19 protein-coding genes are annotated in these 18807 nt (G+C 38.3%); 11 read left to right on the top strand and 8 right to left on the bottom strand.

Going from position 1 to position 18807, the window contains the following annotated elements; translation table 11 throughout:
* Positions 1-9 precede the first annotated feature (9 nt).
* Entirely contained in the window at positions 10-1416 is a 1407-nt protein-coding gene (locus FEE95_RS10170) for a C-type lectin domain-containing protein (protein WP_171037026.1), read from the bottom strand.
* A gap of 254 nt (positions 1417-1670) precedes the next feature.
* Between FEE95_RS10170 and FEE95_RS10165 the strand changes: the two genes are divergently transcribed.
* Genes FEE95_RS10165 through FEE95_RS10155 form a run of 3 tightly spaced genes read left to right on the top strand, consistent with a single transcriptional unit; the run spans position 1671 to position 6428 of the window.
* Positions 1671-3002 (top strand): DEAD/DEAH box helicase, encoded by a 1332-nt coding sequence (locus tag FEE95_RS10165; RefSeq protein WP_138657837.1) that lies wholly within the window; start codon positions 1671-1673, stop codon positions 3000-3002.
* A 50-nt stretch (positions 3003-3052) separates the two neighbouring features.
* Positions 3053-4315: a hypothetical protein gene (locus tag FEE95_RS10160; protein ID WP_171037025.1), complete on the top strand. Its 1263-nt coding sequence runs from the start codon at positions 3053-3055 to the stop codon at positions 4313-4315.
* Between the two features lies 1 nt (position 4316).
* Positions 4317-6428 carry a PDC sensor domain-containing protein gene (locus FEE95_RS10155; RefSeq protein ID WP_171037024.1) on the top strand — a complete coding sequence of 704 codons (2112 nt, stop codon included), beginning with the start codon at positions 4317-4319 and terminating at the stop codon, positions 6426-6428.
* Positions 6429-6437: 9 nt separating this feature from the next.
* Here the strand turns inward: FEE95_RS10155 and FEE95_RS10150 are convergent, their stop codons facing one another.
* Positions 6438-6818, bottom strand: coding sequence for a glyoxalase superfamily protein (locus FEE95_RS10150; protein WP_138657834.1), 381 nt, complete (start codon positions 6816-6818; stop codon positions 6438-6440).
* Positions 6819-6871: 53 nt separating this feature from the next.
* Between FEE95_RS10150 and FEE95_RS10145 the strand changes: the two genes are divergently transcribed.
* From FEE95_RS10145 to FEE95_RS10125, 5 genes are read left to right on the top strand one after another with little or no spacing between them, the layout of a single operon-like run.
* Positions 6872-7375, top strand: coding sequence for a YybH family protein (locus FEE95_RS10145; protein ID WP_138657833.1), 504 nt, complete (start codon positions 6872-6874; stop codon positions 7373-7375).
* A complete protein-coding gene (locus FEE95_RS10140) occupies positions 7372-8208 on the top strand; it encodes an endonuclease/exonuclease/phosphatase family protein (protein ID WP_238474550.1) in 837 nt (278 codons plus the stop codon). The genes FEE95_RS10145 and FEE95_RS10140 overlap by 4 nt, the downstream gene beginning before the upstream one ends.
* Before the next feature lie 3 nt (positions 8209-8211).
* The gene (locus tag FEE95_RS10135) at positions 8212-8826 is read left to right on the top strand and encodes an FMN-binding negative transcriptional regulator (RefSeq protein ID WP_138657832.1); all 615 of its coding nucleotides are present in this window, start codon (positions 8212-8214) and stop codon (positions 8824-8826) included.
* Position 8827: 1 nt separating this feature from the next.
* A complete protein-coding gene (locus tag FEE95_RS10130) occupies positions 8828-10198 on the top strand; it encodes a glycoside hydrolase family 113 (RefSeq protein ID WP_138657831.1) in 1371 nt (456 codons plus the stop codon).
* Between the two features lie 11 nt (positions 10199-10209).
* Positions 10210-11151 (top strand): sugar phosphate isomerase/epimerase family protein, encoded by a 942-nt coding sequence (locus tag FEE95_RS10125; protein WP_138657830.1) that lies wholly within the window; start codon positions 10210-10212, stop codon positions 11149-11151.
* 3 nt (positions 11152-11154) lie between these two features.
* On the opposite strand, the gene FEE95_RS10120 is transcribed toward FEE95_RS10125, so the two are convergent.
* Positions 11155-12273 (bottom strand): adenylate/guanylate cyclase domain-containing protein, encoded by a 1119-nt coding sequence (locus FEE95_RS10120; RefSeq protein ID WP_138657829.1) that lies wholly within the window; start codon positions 12271-12273, stop codon positions 11155-11157.
* 120 nt (positions 12274-12393) lie between these two features.
* Here FEE95_RS10120 and FEE95_RS10115 point away from each other — a divergent pair, with 120 nt between their 5' ends.
* Positions 12394-12771 (top strand): TfoX/Sxy family protein, encoded by a 378-nt coding sequence (locus tag FEE95_RS10115; protein WP_138657828.1) that lies wholly within the window; start codon positions 12394-12396, stop codon positions 12769-12771.
* Here the strand turns inward: FEE95_RS10115 and FEE95_RS10110 are convergent.
* Complete coding sequence (locus FEE95_RS10110; RefSeq protein ID WP_138657827.1) at positions 12758-13870, bottom strand: glycosyl hydrolase; 1113 nt, start codon at positions 13868-13870, stop codon at positions 12758-12760. The two genes, FEE95_RS10115 and FEE95_RS10110, sit on opposite strands and share 14 nt — an antisense overlap.
* A 65-nt stretch (positions 13871-13935) precedes the next feature.
* On the opposite strand from FEE95_RS10110, the gene FEE95_RS10105 reads away from it, so the two are divergent.
* Positions 13936-14487 carry a CIA30 family protein gene (locus FEE95_RS10105; protein WP_238474549.1) on the top strand — a complete coding sequence of 184 codons (552 nt, stop codon included), beginning with the start codon at positions 13936-13938 and terminating at the stop codon, positions 14485-14487.
* 42 nt (positions 14488-14529) lie between these two features.
* Positions 14530-14922, top strand: coding sequence for a hypothetical protein (locus tag FEE95_RS10100; RefSeq protein WP_138657826.1), 393 nt, complete (start codon positions 14530-14532; stop codon positions 14920-14922).
* 204 nt (positions 14923-15126) lie between these two features.
* On the opposite strand, the gene FEE95_RS10095 is transcribed toward FEE95_RS10100, so the two are convergent.
* Genes FEE95_RS10095 through FEE95_RS10080 form a run of 4 tightly spaced genes read right to left on the bottom strand, consistent with a single transcriptional unit; the run spans position 15127 to position 18807 of the window.
* Complete coding sequence (locus tag FEE95_RS10095; RefSeq protein WP_138657825.1) at positions 15127-16050, bottom strand: LLM class oxidoreductase; 924 nt, start codon at positions 16048-16050, stop codon at positions 15127-15129.
* Between the two features lie 11 nt (positions 16051-16061).
* A complete protein-coding gene (locus FEE95_RS10090; protein WP_138657824.1) occupies positions 16062-16871 on the bottom strand; it encodes an SDR family NAD(P)-dependent oxidoreductase in 810 nt (269 codons plus the stop codon).
* A 5-nt stretch (positions 16872-16876) separates the two neighbouring features.
* Positions 16877-17716 carry a DUF4437 domain-containing protein gene (locus FEE95_RS10085; RefSeq protein WP_138657823.1) on the bottom strand — a complete coding sequence of 280 codons (840 nt, stop codon included), beginning with the start codon at positions 17714-17716 and terminating at the stop codon, positions 16877-16879.
* Between the two features lie 23 nt (positions 17717-17739).
* Positions 17740-18807, bottom strand: a complete 1068-nt coding sequence (locus FEE95_RS10080) for a bestrophin family protein (RefSeq protein WP_138657822.1) — start codon at positions 18805-18807, stop codon at positions 17740-17742.

Below are 18807 nucleotides of genomic sequence, written 5' to 3'. Positions count from 1 at the left end.
AATCTTTCCCTAATTTTTATTCGTTCGATAAGTAATTCTGCGATTTGTAATCACACGACAATCGCTAATATTCAATGCCGTAGTTGCAGTTATATTAAGTACAGGGTCACCTGTCGTACCGCCATACTCAACTACATAACCTTGGGCAGCATATGGACCGCCAGTTCCCGTTGTATTTGGTAAATCGTTCCATGCTCCAACGGGTGCTCCTCCCCTTATCACAGAGGCATCGGCAATATGGGCATAATTTTCTTGAGCCGGTACATTGTCATTAGGATGGTCGTTAGGCTCTCCCCCATTCCAATTTGCAAAGGTTAGCTCAGTTCCAGATTCATCTCCACTCCAGAATTGAGTACCTGCTTCGGGGCCAGTAACCCAGCGCCATTCTCCTTCAACGTTCACATCATTTGCGCCTATCCATCCAAATCCGCTTGCCTGCTGACCTGAAAAATCCGCCTCGGCTTGTGAGGTAAGCGTAGCTAGATAGCCTTGTAATCCGAAATAAGTACGATTGCCCGCCGCAATCTCTGCATCGGTCCAATTTATACCCGGAGCAGAAATGAACTCATAGTAATGACTAGTTGATGGTAAGAAATTCGCTTCACCAACCGTTATCGAAAATTGCCTTATACCAGATGGGTTTCCTGAGCTTGAAGAAAACTCTGTGGCTAACACGGCAGCTTCAAACTCAGTGTAAGTCGCTGGCCCTTGTAAAGTAAGTTCTCCTTGAATAGGATCCCAAGAAGTGCTAATGCTAGGATGGCTTCCGGTCAAAGTCAGTAAATCTTCGCCATTGACATAACCACCGGAAATCTGAATGAAAACAGCGGTAGTTCCTACATCATCTGGGTCCGTAATTGTGATGCTTTCCGCAATCGGGATAGAACCACCAGGGCAATAAAGATCATCTCCAGAGCCAATAACGATTGGTGGTAAGTCAGGTTCCTCTGCGGTGAACAATAAATTATCGATTAAAACACGTTCGGAATCATCCCAATCGCCACTGCCAGTGATAAATCGGATAGCTGAACCCGAGCTAATCTCATTCGTTGCCAATTCGTAGGTTAAACTTCCATCTCCATTTAACGTAGCGATAGAATTAAAAGTAGTTCCGTCGTAAAGTTGAACCGATATCGTTTCATTACCATTCGTCCTGTCATGATCTAAGGTCAATGTTACATTTTCATAGGCAGATAAATCTAGATTCCTTGTGATGTATCTATTATCTAAGTTTACAAACTCAAGATCCCCACCTGATGTAATTTCTATGTTTCCAGTAGTAGGATTTGTCGTTTCATTAGTTTCTACCCAGTTACCTAAAAAAAGATTTGTTCCATCGTTGTTAGCATAACTCCGAACATCAAAATCATCGGCAAAGGTATCCTGTCCATGTAATGCATGGAGGAAGAAAAACAAAATCGTACAAATTAGTATTTGTGAATTCCGCATGGGTTTTTAGGAACGGGAAACCTTTATTTGATTAAGATATAACAGCAATTTATGCTTTAAAGACTTCTGGTACATTTATATGTTGTGTATCTATTTAGAAACGATATCAAACGCCCAAATTCTGTGGCAGAATACTTTTCAAAAATGCTATAAAATCAAAAAAATCGCAGTTCGGAATTTTATCCGTCGTTAAAACGTAACTTCGCGACTTATAATTTTATATGACATTCAAAGAACTCGGGCTTGCAGAGCCTATTCTCAAGGCGCTTCGAGAAGAAGGCTATACCAACCCAACTCCCATACAAGAACAGGCAATTCCGATTCTTCTCAAAAGAAAAGACCTTTTAGGTGTTGCCCAAACAGGAACAGGAAAAACTGCTGCCTTCGGTATTCCCATTTTACATCATTTGTATGAAGGAATCAGTCTTCGTGACAATAAAAGAAAAGTAAAAGCCCTTGTAGTTACACCAACTCGTGAACTCGCTATTCAAATTGGAGAAAGTTTCACAGCCTACGGAAAACATACAGGGTTGCGAAATACAGTGATTTTTGGGGGTGTAAAACAAGGGAAACAAGTAAATTCATTGAGAGCTGGTGTAGATATTTTAATTGCCACTCCTGGAAGATTACTTGATTTAATGAACCAGGGTTTTATATCGTTCAGAGACCTAGACTTCGTAGTACTTGATGAAGCCGACCAGATGTTGGATATGGGTTTCATTCATGATATTAAAAAAATCATTGCGAAACTCCCGCCAAAAAGACAATCCCTTTTCTTCTCTGCGACCATGCCGAAAACCATTGTGGAATTATCTCGTAAAATGCTTGGGGATTTTGAACGCGTGACCATAAAACCCGAGCAGGCTACTGCCGAACGCGTTGAACAAGGGGTCTATTTCGTTAGTAAAGCGAACAAACCAAAACTATTGGTACATCTACTTCAGCAAAGACCTGATGACTCTGTATTGGTCTTTTCACGCACTAAGCATGGAGCAAACAAGATTGTAAAAAAACTGGGGCAAGCGGATATTAAGTCTGCGGCAATTCATGGTAATAAATCACAAACGGCACGTCAGAAGGCTCTTGGAGCATTCAAAGAAGGAAAACTCAAAGTATTAGTAGCCACAGATATTGCTGCAAGAGGAATTGACGTAGATGATTTGGCTTTAGTTATCAATTACGACTTACCCAATGTTTCAGAAACTTATGTCCACCGCATCGGTAGAACAGGTAGGGCGAATGCTAGCGGAATCGCAATGTCATTCTGTATGGCAGAAGAGCGCCCCTACCTAAAGGACATTGAAAAACTCATCAAGCAGCAAGTCCCGCGTTTAGGAGAACATCCGTATATGGATGATGCTTCAGAGCAAGAAACTGTAGTCAGAAAACCATCTCAAAAATCTCGCAACAATCAATCTAGAAACCGAAAAAACAGCCGCGATTCTAACCATAGTAAGAACCGAAATAGGAATCGCAATCGCAATCGAAATCGGAACCGCAATAGTGGCAGCGGTAGCGGTGATATTAGCAGCAGATCTAATCAAACAGATTAACAGTAAGGAAAAGGCCATTTTAGGAGGATGACACTATCAATTTTAGATTTTTGGTATCTTCACAAATAGAAAACCAACCCTTTAGTGCTATTTACCTCTTGAAAAAGACTTACCACCGATGCAGTTTTTCATTGAACTATTCCCTTTTCGGAAAAAATAGCGAACGCATCTCTCTTAAAAGGGTGTTGCTACTTTTTTTTGTTTTTGGGTTTTCAATTCTATCATATTCTCAAAATGACAGCATCACAAAACCAAAATTAAAAGTGGACTTAGGTGGTGCCCTGCGCTACAACTATAACAATTCTACATGGAAACCCAATCAACAAAAAAGAGGTGGTGATTTCGGGTTTGAAGTTTTCCGCATTAATGTTGATGCTGCTTATGGGCCTATGGAGATCCACATCGACCAACGTTTTTACTCCGGGGCTTTTGGAGGAGCTTTCCTCAAATATGGTTGGGTACAATACAATCTCAACAAAAAAAGTCATTTAAAATTAGGTCTGATTCCCGGCTATTTTGGTCCGCAACAATTCAATTCACACAGTTGGTTTTTTCAACTTCCCTTTTATTTGGGTTTTGAAGATGACCATGATATGGGTATCAGCTATGACTATGAAGATGATAGAATCAAATTAGATATTGGTTTTTACAAAAATGCCGAGGCGCTAACCTTAAGCGATAATAATCCCGTTTCTCCAAATCGGTATTCCTATGATTTCTCCGGAAGAAATAAAGAAGTGAACCAGTTTAACATCCGTTTTAATTATAAATTGGGTGAGAAGGCAAAACACCTACTCGGCACTTCCTTACAATATGGCGGTATTTGGAATATAGATACCCAAGATGTCGGAAATCATTCGGCATTAGGACTCCATTATCAATTGGATTATAAACGATGGAATCTGCAAACCCAGTTCATCACATACAATAACAAACCAAAAAATGCAGAGGGAGAAAGTCGGGAATTCCTGGAACAAGCTGCCTATAATTTCCCATATAACACCGCTGCAAAAGCAAGTATGTATTCTATAGGCTTGGCCTATACTATTCCGGTTAACAGAGGTAGATTTCAATCCATACAATTATACAACGATTACACCTATATGGATAAATCAATTGCCACCTGGGAAGACACTCAAATGAATATACTAGGTGCCTTAATATCCATAAAACCACTGTATATTTATGTGGATTATGCCAGCGGGAGAAACCAACCCTGGTTGACCCCAAATTCAACGGATGCTTTAACTACGGGAGATGGTACTGGTGAGTGGCATCATCGATTGAATGTTAATTTCGGTTTGTACTTTTAAAATGGTAAAGAAAATTCTATATGCGATTGCAGTTATTCTATTCGTGGCCTTGGTCTATCATGCTTACGAACTCTATTCCTTTACGCAAGAGCGAAATCGAATTGTTCAGGAAAAAGGCTTGACCACAATGAACAATCTGAAGGAGCAGGTGGATGCTATTCTTTCAAGCATTGTGAACGAGGGTGAAAGGTTAGCGGATGAGTTCGGTGCAAATGAATATTCCCAAGAAGAAATAGAACGCATAATTAAAGAGTCTTCTTTAAAGATTCCTGCCTTACAAGGCATTACCGCTTGTTATGAGCCTTTTGCATTTTCCGAAGAACGCAGACTCTATTGTCCATATTACAATAAAGGAACCAGCGATTACCTATTTGTTGGCGAAAGTTATGACTATACGGATGCAAAGGCTGATGGAACCGCTTGGTATACTGGTGTACGTGACAATGGTGCAAAATGGGTAGAACCCTATTATGCCAAAGGTGCGAAAGATTGGTATATCGATTATGGCATTCCTTTCCACTATACTTCTGGACCAAAAAAAGGACAAGTGCGTGGAACGATTACCATGAGTTTCGTAACAAGTGGATTCAAGAGCCTGATTCTTTCATTGAGTTTGGGAAAAACGGGGTACGGTCTTATTACTTCCAAAGAGGGCACGTATTTATCGCATCCCGTAAATGACTATATCGGAACTACCAATCTCAAAACCATAAGTGATGCGGAAGAGAATACCATTCTAAAATCAGCCTATGAAGGATTGTTAAAGGGAGAAGCAGGTAATGTGGCTTTTACTGCTGATGACAGTAATGATACCGAACTGTTCTTTTATGATAAGATTCCTTCTAACGGATGGGGTATCGGATTGGCATTCTCTAAAAACGAGCTCTTAGGCAGTAAAGCGGCCCTGAATCACCGGTATATCAAGTTGACCTTGTTGCTTTCGGCTTTTCTTTTAATGATTATACTTATACATTTCAATAAAGACCATTTAGACCGACAAGAAATATGGCAATTGAGTGCTTTAGCTACCTTTCTTTTGATTTTTAATATTCTTTTGGTAGGATATCTGGAGCATACAGGTAGCCGCAGAATAAATGCGGAAGAAAGTCCTCCAATTGCTGATGTATCAAGCTTGGGAAGTTTTATAAATCAACAAGAAACGCGGAGAGAGGAATTAAAGCTTCCAAAAAGCACAGCCATTCCAACGGGGATTTTTGTGCAGCGTATGGCTTTTGAAAATAGTTACAACTTGAATATTGGCGGAACGGTTTGGCAAAAATACCCCATAGACCTTATTGAAAAAGTTGAAGAAGGATTCTTATTTCCTCAAACCTCTCCTTTTGCAGAAGCTTCGTTCGTAGAAGAAATCTACCGTAAAAAAGTAAAAGGCATTGCCGGCAGTCCTGATTACCTCCTGATTGGTTGGGATTTTAGGGTGACCTTGCAACAATACCTGAATTACGAAAATTTCCCTTTTGACAAGCGGCATATCAGTATGGACATTGTTCCTATCAGCAATGAAGATCATCTCATTTTTACTCCTGATTTAGCAAGCTATGAATTCACAAATCCCACTAAGAAACCAGGTTTGAATCAAAACGTAAAGGTTTCGGGCAATAATATTATGAAGAGTTATTTTAACTACTCTGTTGAATCATACGATACTGATTTTGGATTTGGTTCGAAGACCCTTTTTGAAGAAGTGCCCGTGTTGCATTACAACATTGATCTCAGGCGTATTCTCCTAAATACATTCGTGACCTATTTAATTCCAATTTTTGTAGTATTGATAATGATGTATATTCTATTAGTCGCGTGTTCTAAAACAGAAGAAAGGCAAGGAATAATTGAAGGAATGGCAGCCTTTTTCTTCGTTTTAATTTTCTCGCATATCGATTTGAGAAAAGAAATCATCACGGCGGATTTGATTTATATGGAATACTTCTATTTTGTGACTTATCTCATGATTATTCTATCGACATGGAATCTTATCACCTACGCCAAAAGCAAGGCCCCAATTTTTGATTTTAATGAAAATCAAATTTTCAAGGCTTCTTATTTCCCTTTCTTTTTTCTATGTATTCTGGTGATTACTTTGGCGAAGTTTTATTAGAAACAACAATCACAGATCTCTATAGAAGGTCAATCCGTTCTTAAAAGGATCGTAAAAAGCGAATTCTTTAGTACCCCAAGCTGTTTCACGCAAAAGGGTATGTGCATGAAAAACATCCTTTTCGGCGTATTCGTCATACAACTCCTGTATATTCTGAGTCACAATTCTAAGCATTGGTCTATCTATTTCCACCTCCCATTCCACCGCATCATGCCATTGCAAATGTATTTCAATTCCATCACGTAAAACGCCGGCATAGGTAGGTTTTTTGGAATCATCGGCGAAACCAATTTTAAACCCTAAGCGGTTGACATAAAAATCCAAAGCTTCCAACACATCTTTTACTGGCAATACTGGGTGTATTTGGTGCAGATATCCTTTTGTTTCCATGCCTAAATTTAAAGTATTCTAATTAACTTGTTCTTGAATTAATTTTGATAAGAATGAAAGCACATCTTTTCTTGGCCAGCCTCTTCGTATTTACCGTTCTCTTCAGCTCCTGCAACAGTGAAACTAAAAAACCTATTGCACTAGTTCAAAACCAATCGCTAAACAGAGAATTGGTCTTGGAGGTCATGCAAAAACATTTGGAAGCGATTTCTAAACGTGATTTAGAAACGCTGGAAAGCACGCTTTCCCCTGAAGGAAATATGCAACTCATCTTGCCGGGAACAGAAATCATTGAAAAAACAAGCGGTTTCATGGATTATCATAGAGAGTGGTTCAAATCAAATAATTGGACATTGAAATCGGAAATATTGAATTCTGATGTGGGTGAAATCATGGCTTCGGTTGTAGTTGAATCAATATATAAAGAACCTGAACGTGATGGAAAACCATATTTTAATAGAATGCACGTTAGCTATGTCCTTAAAAAAACAACAGGAAAATGGTTTGTAATTAAAGACCATATGGCCTCCGTTGAAAAATCGACTTATTCAGAATGAACATAAAGAAAATACTTTTTTTAGCTGCTCTTATTGTTCCCTTGCTCTGTATTTCACAAGATTTTAAGGCAATGACCTACAACATCAAATACGATAATGTAAATGATACGGTCAACAACTGGAACGATAGAAAGGCGGCAATGGTCGATCTTATTAAAGGGTATAATCCAGAATTCTTGGGGCTTCAGGAAGTACTGTTCCGGCAACTTGAGTACTTGGATAATTCCCTAATCAATCACAGGTATATAGGCGTTGGCAGGGACGATGGGAAACAAAAAGGAGAGTTCTCCCCTATTCTATTTGATGAAAAGAAGTTTCGACTGTTGGACTCAAACACTTTTTGGCTCTCAAAAACCCCTAATAAAATATCGGTTGGCTGGGATGCATCCATGGAGCGTATTTGTACCTACGGACTTTTCGAGAACAGAGTATCAAAGGCAAAAGTATGGGTCTTTAATACCCATTTTGACCATATTGGAGTAAAAGCCCGGAAGAATTCTGCAAAACTTATTTTGAAAGAAATAAAACAGCTCAATATTGAAAAACTCCCGTTAATTTTAATGGGTGATTTCAATCTTATGCCTGAGGAGAAACCAATTCGTTTGTTTCAAAAGAAAATGGATGATGCACAGCATATTTCGAAGACTACTCATAAGAGCCCTAAAGGTACTTTCAATAATTTCGATATCAACAATCCCATGGAAAGACGTATTGACTATATCTTTACAAAAAACCTAAAGGTCAATAGTTATATTCATATCGATAAGCGGCTTGCTAGTGGAAAACATATATCCGACCATTTACCAGTTTTGGTTTCTTTATCTAAAAAATAAGTCATGTACACCCCAACTCAATACAAAAACAAGGACCTCGAAGAAATCAAAGATTTCATTATCAATAACAGCTTCGGTATTCTAGTGAGTCAGGTCGATGGAAAACCTTGGGCAACCCATATTCCTCTAGAGCTAGATCTCGATTCAGATGGAAAGGATATTCTAGTCGGTCACATTGCGAAAGCCAATCCACAATGGAAGTATTTTCAACCAGAAACTCAAGTTTTATGTATCTTCAATGGACCACATAGCTATGTCTCTTCTTCATGGTACAAGGAAGAGGAAGTGCCCACTTGGAACTATATTGCCGTTCATGTTTATGGCACTTTAAATTTTCAAAATGAAGAAGCATTACTGGCTTCGTTGCATAAATTGGTTGATAAATATGAAGCTGACTCCAAGGAGCCTGTTTCGTCCAGAGACATGTCACCAAAGACCATGCGCCAAATTAAAGGGGTCGTAGGCTTTGAAATTAAAATAGAAAATATTCAGGCTACCTATAAGCTCTCTCAAGGACGAGAGCATGACCATCTAAAAATTATTAGTGAACTTGAAGAACGGGATGTCGCATCACATGCCATAGCCAGAGAAATGAAAAATCTAAAGAAGCCCGATTAAAATGAAGTCCGGAATCAAACATTTCTTAATGGTCTATGTCATTCTATGGCTAATAGCATTTGTTGTAATTAGTTTTTTATTGAGCCGCGGGGAACGGAGTTTTTTAGATAGTAGCGCTTTCTTTTTTGAAATTGCTTCTAGCCGTAGGTTTCTAATTGCTTTTCATATTGTTTTTCTTCTTTGTTATTCACTTTTCTTAAGTGCACGATATTTCAGAAAAGTATTCCTAACCAAAGGAAAAACAATATTCCTAAAGCAACTTTCATTTCGATTTATTCTCCCGATCCTATTGGTTTTTACCGGATACAAAACCTTAGCATATAGCAACACCAATGATTGGTACACCTTCGATTGGGATGCGACCGTTATGAATGAAAACGGTCATGTCAAAAATCTATATGACGTAGATAAGAAACACCGTGGCATGAGTGTTTTTGGCTGGTCAGAAGATAATCAGGAAGCCATAGATAATCTTGTTCATGCCAATGTAGAATGGGTTGCGGTCATCCCATTTTTATATCAAAAGGATGAAAAAACCAAATTAGTCGATATTCCCGAGAATCCAGAAGTATATACCAGAAGAGATTCGAGTCATATCCGGGCAATTCAAGATTTACATAAAAAAGGAATTCGAGTACAATTAAAGCCACATTTATGGATGAACGATGGCTGGCGTTCAAATATCACACTAGATAATGAAGTGGAATGGGAAGCCTGGTTCGAATCATATCGCACCAATATATTGCGCTATGCGAGAATTGCGGAAGTAACAGATACGGAGTTATTTTGTGTAGGTACTGAATTAAAAACATCCATTAAAAAGCAACCTCAAAAATGGGAAAACTTAATTGGTGAAATCAGGCAAATATATTCTGGAGAACTTACCTATGCTGCCAATTGGTATGATGAGTATGAACATATTTCATTTTGGAAGGATCTTGATTATATTGGAATACAAGCGTATTTTCCACTTACAAAAGTGAAAAATCCTGATTTGAAAACGATTGAAAAAGGTTGGGAAAAACATTTGACCGTTCTAGAATCCTTTCATAAAAAATATGACAAACCCATTCTGTTTACGGAGGTAGGTTATCGCAGTGATGCAGATGCGACGATCAAGCCTTGGGAATGGAATCAATTTTTTGGTGAAATAACAAAAAAGAAATCTGACCAAACACAACAATTGGCTTATGAAGCATTGTTCAATAAAACCTGGCATCAACCCTGGTTTGCAGGAGTCTACATTTGGCAGTGGGACAACAGAACTATGGAAGAAAGTGCCCAAACAGATCTTGACTTCTCACCACGTTTTAAGCCTGCGGAAAATATCCTAGCAAAGTGGTTTGGAAAAAGTTCAAATGATAAACTTTAAACGTTATTCTTATGAAAAGTAGACGAACATTTATCAAGAAAACCACCCTTGCAGCTACGGCTATTTCAATGCCCTCTTTGTATGCCTGCGGAATTAAATCAGAATATAACATGCCTAAAATATCTTTGGCCCAATGGTCTTTAAATCGTTCATTTTTCTCAAAAGAACTAAACCCTGTACAGTTCGCTAATCTTGCCAAAAACGACTATGGCATATCGGCAGTTGAATACGTAAATCAATTTTATGCTGATAATGCGACAAATGAAAAATTTTGGAATGAAATGACAACAAGGGCCACAGATGCCGGAGTTCAAAGCTTAATCATGATGGTTGATGAAGAAGAAAAACTGGGTGATTTAAATACTGGCAAACGAAAAAAAGCGGTTGAAGACCATTATAAATGGGTGAATGCGGCCAAAATATTAGGATGTCATTCTGTTCGCGTTAATGCATTTGGCGAGGGAAGTCCTGATGAATTGGAAGCCTCATTGATAGACGGATTAGGGAGGCTCACAGAATATGCCGCAAAAGAAGAAATAAATGTCATTATAGAAAATCATGGGCTACATACCTCAAATGCCAGCTTTATGACAGGCATAATTAAAGCAGTGGACAATTCTTATTTAGGGACTTTACCAGACTTTGGCAACTGGTGTCTAAATGCGGAATGGGGAAGTACAGAAACGGCAAAAAATTGCACCAATATTTATCCGTCAGATGTGGGTCTTAGGGAGTTTTTACCTTACGCAAAGGGAGTTAGCGCGAAATCATATGCGTTCGATTCCAACGGAAATGAAACCGTTATCGAATATCCAAAACTCCTTAAATTAGTTAAAGAATCTAAATTTGATGGTCATATCGGTATTGAATTTGAAGGAGAAAACATGAGCGAACCACAAGGTATTAAAGCCACTAAAAACCTAATAGAACGGGTTTGGAAAAACCTTATGTAAGTATCAATTTTTGAAAACTACGCTAAACAATTGAATGGATTCTTTTTTACCACGAAGTGTAAGTGAGCCTATTTGCTTGCAATCTATGGGTTCCTTTTTCTGCAATTCATCAAGTAGATTCTCAGATATAAGAGCTTGTGCATTATAGCTATTGCATTGTGATTGAATACGAGCTGCGGTATTCAGAATATCTCCTGTATAAATAATATCTTTCTTAATAATTCCGATTTCTCCTGTGGTTACTTCTCCAATATGATAGCCCGCTTTGAATTCTGGCACCGTCCCAAAATGATTGCCGTATATTTCTTTTTTTTGTTGGATAGCATAATGTATTTTTTCAAAACAACGAATACAATTATTTTTGTAGAGTCCATCTCTTTTAGTCCATGAGACGACGATTTCATCTCCTACGTACTGGTATATATCTCCTGAGGTTTCTAAAATCGCATTGGTCATATCTGCATAATATTCCTTTAAAAGGTTAAAATATCTTTTATGTCCTATATTTTCAGCTATGGAAGTTGAGCCCTTCATATCCAAAAACATGAAAATTCGGGTCTCATGAATCGGGCGATGGTATTTTCCAAATAAGAAATTGTACAATACCCCATCGCCTAGATGTTGACTCATTTCTGAAAATAATATTGCCATTCCAATGGCTACACTTATGTAAATCACAATACTCCAAAAAGCAAAGCTGCCCGCAAACTTTTCTAGCTCTTCAAAAGCGAAATTTATATCGCCCTCTGTAAAGTTTATAAGACTATTCAAGGTAGAAAACAATATCAGAAAAAAGGAAATAAAAAGAAGGTAGAATATCGTTTTCAAAACCACTTTTACCCATAAAGGTTGGTGTATAAATCGTTTTCTTAACCAAAGAACTTCTATACAACCTTGAAGTAATCCAACAATTAGGCAGACCGAAACACCAAACAAAAGGTTTCCTTTAAAATTGTAGAGATTTCCAGTAGAAGGGTAATGTCCCAAGTCTCCTATGATTCCATATTCAATTAATGAATACACTAGAGAAAAAATAAGCCAAAATGCCACAAACGGTAAAATCTGTTTTACACGACGTATATTTTTAGGATGTACCATATACCCTAAATATAAAAGTTTCATGATAGTCAATTATCAAAAAAGTACATTTTTAATAGTATCTTGATTACACAGTAGGCTTTTTTAAGGGAATGTTCCGTAAATTTTGAACGGTAACGTCAAAAGGCTAAATCTATATAACTCATGGCATACGATGAATTTTTAGCCGACCGGGCGCGACAAATTTTAAAAGGAAAATCAATCACTGCAATTGAAGAAAAGAAAATGATGGGCGGACTTTGTTTTATGGTGGATGGCAAAATGTGTTTTGGAATGCATATCGATAAGGAATCCAATTCGTCTTTTCTTATGGCAAGAGTTGGTCTAGAGCAATATAAGAGTGCGCTGGCAAAACCCCATTGTTCTGTAATGAACTTTACTGGTCGAGTAATGAAAGGTTATGTTTTTGTTACAGAAGAGGGTATTGATACGGACAAGGACCTGGAAAGTTGGATTCAGATGTGTTTAGATTTTAACCCACTCGCCAAATCCAGTAAGAAGCGAAAGCCTAAAATGAAGTAGGTAGCAACTCATCTCTGGTAATAACAAAATCACTATCCATCATTTCCATAAAATTTTTGTTGTCTTTGATTGCGACTTTCGCTCCGTTCCAGCTGTGCCATTGTAGAAAATACGCAGCTTTACCCTTTAACAGATTGGCGAAATCCATCATATTCCAATTACCATAACCTGTTTCTCTCGGACCCGATTCTGACATGACAATAGGTTTTCCCAGCGTTATTAGTTCTTCATAATGTGGAAAATCAGGCTGGTTACCGTAGTAATCCATTCCTACCAAATCAACATATTCATCCCCGGGGTAATATACCGTTACTGCAGCATACCAAGTCTCACTAGGCACCACGGAGTAGGCCCATATTAAATTGTCCAATCCGTAATCCCATTTGAACGTATTGTACAAGTCAATCCACAGCGCTTTATAATCTTCTTCATTCGTTTGTCGGTTTCCATTCGCATTGGTTCCCCACCAAAAGAAATCCCCATTCATCTCGTGGAAAGGCCTCCAAATTACAGTAACTCCGGCATCTCTTAGTTTTTGCAAAGCACCAGCAACTTTATCTAGTTCTGTACGATAGCTCGCCCGTGCTTTTGTTTCTGATGCTCCTTTTAATAGTGATTTTAAATTGATTTGGTCTTTATCATTTACCGTATCCCAGTACACATCTACCTTGTCGACAAACGGATTATCAGCATGCCAACTTACGGTAACTAAACCACCATCACGCCAGTGGTCGATTAGTGTTTGAACTGGGTAATTATCACCATTAAACCAGCCAAAATCAGCTCCTATCAAGCCTACGTGTTTCCCGGTTTCATCGGCCAATTGGTCTACATAGGTATTGTAATACCACCAAGTTGAATCAGGGGCGTCACCACACTGTTGCCCTACAATAAGTTGCTTATTCGCAATTAACGTCTCTAAATAGTCGAGTATTGTTTCTTTATTTCGACCATCAAAAACAGGACCTTCCGGAATATTTGAAGATTCAGATTCTTCTATCATATCAGTATTCTCGATAGTTTCAATACTCTTTAAGTTGTCTTCCGGGCTACAGGCAAAAACCACGAGCAAACCAAATAAAGGAAGTATTCTTTGCATATCTTGATGGGATTTTGTGGTCTTAGCTTCCAGTCACAAGAATCATTCCGAAAGTTAATTCGAATATGTCGTATCTTTCAAATACAATGCATTTAGTTTTTAATATTTTATTTATTCTCGCTTTTATGGACGGAACTCCCCTATTTGATTTCAATGATAAAGTAAGTACTGAAGATTGGAGAGTCGTCAATGATGGCGTCATGGGAGGTTTATCGCAAGGAATATTTTCTATCAACTCAGAAGGGCATGGATTTTTTCGTGGGAACGTCTCCTTAGAGAACTACGGCGGATTTTCATCAGTCCGTTATCGCTTCGAAACAAAAGACACTTCGAAATTTAGCCAAATTCAAATCCGTTTGAAAGGCGATGGTAAACCGTATCAGTTTCGGGTAAAAGCGGATGACCGGCAGCGCTATTCTTATATTGCAAACATCAAGACTTCGGGAGATTGGGAAATCCTGTCCATTGAATTCTCAGAAATGTACCCCGCTTTTCGCGGACGATTATTAGACCTTCCGAATTACTCAGGAATAGAAATGACAGAAATCGCTTTTTTGATTGGAAACAAAAAGGAAGAAAATTTTGCTTTGGAAATAGACTATATAGAACTTCTTTAAAATACCATGACCCCTATTAACGTTACATAAAAAATTAAAATCATGTTACACAACAAATTCTGGCAAGGCTTTTTTGCAATTGGCCCTATTGTCATGTTTATTCTCTTTTTTATCGCATACTTCTTTTTCATCTTTTCAATGGTAAATCAAATTCCAGAGCTGGAAAATTCAAATAATGGTATGCCACCAAGCTCTATGTTCGCTGGTATGGGCATTTTCTTTGTCTTTATACTATTAATGCTATTTACAAGTCTTGGTAGTCTAATTTTCTATATCATGCATGCCGTTCAGAATCCGAATTTAAAACAAGGTAATACCCTTCTTGTTTGGATTCTTTTATTTGTTTTCGTTGGCGGAATAGGGAAACTTATTTATTGGATAGTAGAAATTTTAGGAAAACGAAAAGATGTCATTACACAAGGTTCTGAGCAATGAAAAAAACCTAGCTATGATGTCTACGGAAAACTTATCGATACTATCGAAGTTTATAAAATTTGGAGAAACTTTTTCGTAGAAAATGTTCGAGCTTTTATTGAAGTGCGGTTCAACTAACAATTGGAAAATAATTTGCATAGGAGTTTGATGAACTTACAAAATTGACAGACTTAAAGTCCTTTTATTTTGATAAACCTTCCACATTTAGGTGAAATGGGGCACGATGTCCGCTCCCAATTCTTCCAAAACTTCCTCTGCAGGCCTTGAGCCATATTTAAGATTGATGATTACATGATTTACACCATAGGTTTCCAAGGTCTTTACGTGTTCAAGGGCATAGTCCGTACCGGATTTAAATCCAAGATGAATTCCTTGAGGGGCGGCGTTCTTGCCTTCCAACAAGTCAATATATAGGGATTGCATATAAGGTTTCCAGTATTGTCCCGTCGATTCTAAAGCATTATTCCAGTCCGTCAAGGTATGTTGAAGGAAACTAAAGTTCCTAGGGTAATAAATCCACCCATCGCCATGCTCGGCAATCCATTCAAGGGATTGTCCGGAATGACCTGTGACGAGCATCGGGGTTTCTTGCTTGTATTTCGGAAGTAAATCAATACCTCCGTTTGTTACTCCATAGTGAGCTGATTCATATGTGGGAAAATCTTTTTGTAACGCCTTGATGTAGAAAAAACTATCCCTGAACAACTCCCCTCTTTTTTCAATATTTTGGTTAAAAGCGGGATACTCAACAGGACGGTCACCCGATGCAGTGCCAATTATCAATCTTCCTCCCGACAATTTTTGTAAACTTAGAATCGATTTTGCCGTATGTACTGGATGTCGCAGCGGTAGAATGATACTTCCCGTTGCCAGAGCGATCTCTTTGGTATGGTTCATTATGTGGGTCATATATACCCATGGGTCATACAATTGACCCGCATCACCAAAATTGGGATCATTAAAAGGTACATCCCTAAACCAGAGCGCCTTAAAACCCAGTTCTTCCGCTCTTTGGGCAAGCTTTTCCTGATTTTCCATTTTTGCGATGGAACCGCTATAGGATTCCAACGGAAATACCAGTCCTAGCGTAAGCTTTCCCCTTGTTGCTATTTTATCTAGTTTTTGCATAAGCTCTGGAATTAATCCGTAAGAAGATTTTCCGTTGTAGTAATCAAATTTTCGATTTTTGAAGTATCCTCAGTATCAGGGTGAGCAGGGGCGAAAAACCCTTTTGTTTCTCCCTTATCATTATCAAAATACTGCCCTGTACTATTTTGATATTCATCAGAAATGGCCAAATCGTATAAGATATTGGAACCCTTTTCTGCCGGAGACCAGTGATTCCCGTAAGCTTCTTTTACCATTTTGGTATTTAACAAAGAACCGGGGTTGACTGCTATAACAACTATATCTTGATGGTTTTTAGCCAATTCAAAACTCCACATCGTTAAAGCTAACTTACTCTGTGCATACGCTTCCTGAGCAGAAAATTCACTATTCCCCTTCAATGCATTCAATGAAACCGAAGACTGTGCCGCCGAACTCAAATTGATAATCCTAGGGGACTTTCCTTCCTTAAGAACTGGCAAAAGACTTTTGGTCAATACATAAGGAGCCAAATAATTCACGGCAAATCGGATATCTAGGCCCTTGGATGTTGTTGAAACCGGACTCTTAAAGATTCCTGCATTATTTATAAGTACATCTATTTTAGGTACTTCTTGTCTTATGGTATCTGCCATTTTTTTGACACTCTCCAAATCTGAGAAGTCAGAGAGATATCCTTTTATGTTTTCATTGCCCGTAGTAGATTTCAATTCATTGACAGTTTGGGCTAGCTTCTCAGGTTTTCTGCCGTGCAAAACAACTTCGCAACCCGCTTCAGCAAACCTAAATGCGGCAATTTTTCCAATGCCATCGGTACTTCCTGTGATAAAAATCGTTTTCATCTTTACTAAATTTTAATACTTCCATTTGTTCTTATGTATAGCATAACTCCATTATTTGTGTTAGCTATTGCGTGGATAGCCTTGTCGGTAGCACTAAAAGAGCTTCCTACATCTAGGGTTTTGGTTTCTTGATTTTGAGGTAAGGTATACTTCAATTCGCCTTGTATCACCACAGCATATAAGACAGACCCATTGGTTCTTAAAGTGCCTTTAAATCCTTTTGGAAGTTTCACAAAAAGTCCTCTAGAACTCGAATCATCCCAAAGAAAACTTATTTCCGCTTTACTTTCGGCAGCTATCCAATTTGTTTTTTTGCTATTTAACCAAACCACATTTGTGGCATCGATATTTATAGGCCGCTCTCCATTGTCAAAAGATTCTTCTATCGGCTTAACCAAATATGGCCCCTTATCTATTTCTACCAAGGCAATATTTTCTTCTCCTTTGGCAGCGGTAATATGTGATTCCCCGGCAGGCTGCGCCCAAAAACTTCCATGTGGCATCCATATCATTGCTGCTTCCGGGTCGTCATTATGTATACGCCCTTTGATAACCACTGCTCTGTAGGTTACATTATGAATATGGGGTGGTGACGAAAAGCCGTCAACAAATTTGGCTAAAAACCCAGTGGGCACTTCTCCTTTTCTATCACCCCAAATAGTCCCAGCTTGGGGGCTTTGGTCACCTCTCGCCGGATTCAATTTTTCCCAAACGATTTCGGAGCTTAATAGGACTTTGTTCGTTGGGTTTTCAATTTTCGGGATTCTTTCCGGCTTGTTTTTCTTTGGACTGGAGCAAGCGTGCAACAATCCGATTGTCATAACTACAAAGCTTATTTTTTTCATTTTCCCTAGAACAATTTTCAACATTACATTTGAGAATCTCTGGTCTTTGGATAAGGTTGGGGTATTTCTTGTTTGTCGTCATCGATCATCTCTCGGATATCGATTTCAATACCTCTGCTCATTGTGGTTATGGGCACTCCGTTATTCATTCCTCCGTCAAAAGGGTTTTCTGAAGTGTCGCCAACACGTTCCATCAACATAAATATCCAAGAGATTACCATACTAAACGGGACAGAAAGCCAAACAAAGTTGTTGGTAATCAGATTGGCATGACTCTGCATTAGCCTATCCCCAATGTTTTCAAATTCATTCATTAAACCAAAAGGAATTAGGATTATAAAAATCCAGACAAAGATGATGTTTAAGGTCGCAAATTGTCTGGGATATGGAAAATTTTTGATTCTCTCCGCTTTTCCCTGTAATGTAAAGAGCTCCTCAATACTATTTTTGAATTCCATATGTCGAAAGTCTTCAATCAAACCGCTTATTTTCAGTTTTTTAAAATGATTCGACTGGAGTTTTAAACAGCCCGTTTGCTTGTTCGTTTTACTGAGAACCTCTTCTAGTTCGGCATCTGATAAATAACCTTCCAACTGCTCTTTCAACGAATATTTATATTCATCGACCTCAATACTTTTCATAAACTCTTTATCCGATTTATTGCTAAACGAAGATTCCCATTCTTTGGGTTTCCTCAAGGAATATCTTAAGGCCGTCATCCATGCAACATGTCTCATAATAATCTCCTTTCGAATTTTAAAAAGATCGCTGTCCAAATATTTTTTAGCTGCAAACTCGTCCGTAATAAAGTCATTGACCATAGTAGTCAAGGTTCTTGATGCATTCACAATGCCACCATAGATTTTACGTGCTTCCCAGAGTCTATCATAAGCGGCATTATTCTTAAAACCGCTGATAAAAGCCAAGGCAGTACCAATAAGTCCGATGGGCAACCAAGGTAATTGCAGCCACTTCCATTCGGCCAGTTCATAAAAAATAACCGGTATGATGGCAAGTAGGAAAAAAATTAAAATATAACGCTTTGTCCAACTCAGAACAATCGATATGCGATATTGCTTTTTGGTATACAT

It is taken from the genome of Maribacter algarum (ex Zhang et al. 2020), assembly GCF_005885635.1.
Classification (GTDB): Bacteria; Bacteroidota; Bacteroidia; order Flavobacteriales; family Flavobacteriaceae; genus Maribacter_C; species Maribacter_C algarum.
This window is presented reverse-complemented; position numbering and strand designations above follow the sequence as displayed.

Bases quoted from the DNA above. Each gene is read 5' to 3' on its own strand.
- FEE95_RS10165 (WP_138657837.1), top strand. From the start codon at position 1,671: ATGACATTCAAAGAACTCGGGCTTGCAGAGCCTATTCTCAAGGCGCTT.
- FEE95_RS10155 (WP_171037024.1), top strand. From the start codon at position 4,317: ATGGTAAAGAAAATTCTATATGCGATTGCAGTTATTCTATTCGTGGCC.
- FEE95_RS10150 (WP_138657834.1), bottom strand. From the start codon at position 6,818: ATGGAAACAAAAGGATATCTGCACCAAATACACCCAGTATTGCCAGTA.
- FEE95_RS10145 (WP_138657833.1), top strand. From the start codon at position 6,872: ATGAAAGCACATCTTTTCTTGGCCAGCCTCTTCGTATTTACCGTTCTC.
- FEE95_RS10140 (WP_238474550.1), top strand. From the start codon at position 7,372: ATGAACATAAAGAAAATACTTTTTTTAGCTGCTCTTATTGTTCCCTTG.
- FEE95_RS10135 (WP_138657832.1), top strand. From the start codon at position 8,212: ATGTACACCCCAACTCAATACAAAAACAAGGACCTCGAAGAAATCAAA.
- FEE95_RS10130 (WP_138657831.1), top strand. From the start codon at position 8,828: ATGAAGTCCGGAATCAAACATTTCTTAATGGTCTATGTCATTCTATGG.
- FEE95_RS10125 (WP_138657830.1), top strand. From the start codon at position 10,210: ATGAAAAGTAGACGAACATTTATCAAGAAAACCACCCTTGCAGCTACG.
- FEE95_RS10120 (WP_138657829.1), bottom strand. From the start codon at position 12,273: ATGAAACTTTTATATTTAGGGTATATGGTACATCCTAAAAATATACGT.
- FEE95_RS10115 (WP_138657828.1), top strand. From the start codon at position 12,394: ATGGCATACGATGAATTTTTAGCCGACCGGGCGCGACAAATTTTAAAA.
- FEE95_RS10110 (WP_138657827.1), bottom strand. From the start codon at position 13,870: ATGCAAAGAATACTTCCTTTATTTGGTTTGCTCGTGGTTTTTGCCTGT.
- FEE95_RS10105 (WP_238474549.1), top strand. From the start codon at position 13,936: ATGTCGTATCTTTCAAATACAATGCATTTAGTTTTTAATATTTTATTT.
- FEE95_RS10100 (WP_138657826.1), top strand. From the start codon at position 14,530: ATGTTACACAACAAATTCTGGCAAGGCTTTTTTGCAATTGGCCCTATT.
- FEE95_RS10095 (WP_138657825.1), bottom strand. From the start codon at position 16,050: ATGCAAAAACTAGATAAAATAGCAACAAGGGGAAAGCTTACGCTAGGA.
- FEE95_RS10090 (WP_138657824.1), bottom strand. From the start codon at position 16,871: ATGAAAACGATTTTTATCACAGGAAGTACCGATGGCATTGGAAAAATT.
- FEE95_RS10085 (WP_138657823.1), bottom strand. From the start codon at position 17,716: ATGAAAAAAATAAGCTTTGTAGTTATGACAATCGGATTGTTGCACGCT.
- FEE95_RS10080 (WP_138657822.1), bottom strand. From the start codon at position 18,807: ATGTATACCAAAAAGCAATATCGCATATCGATTGTTCTGAGTTGGACA.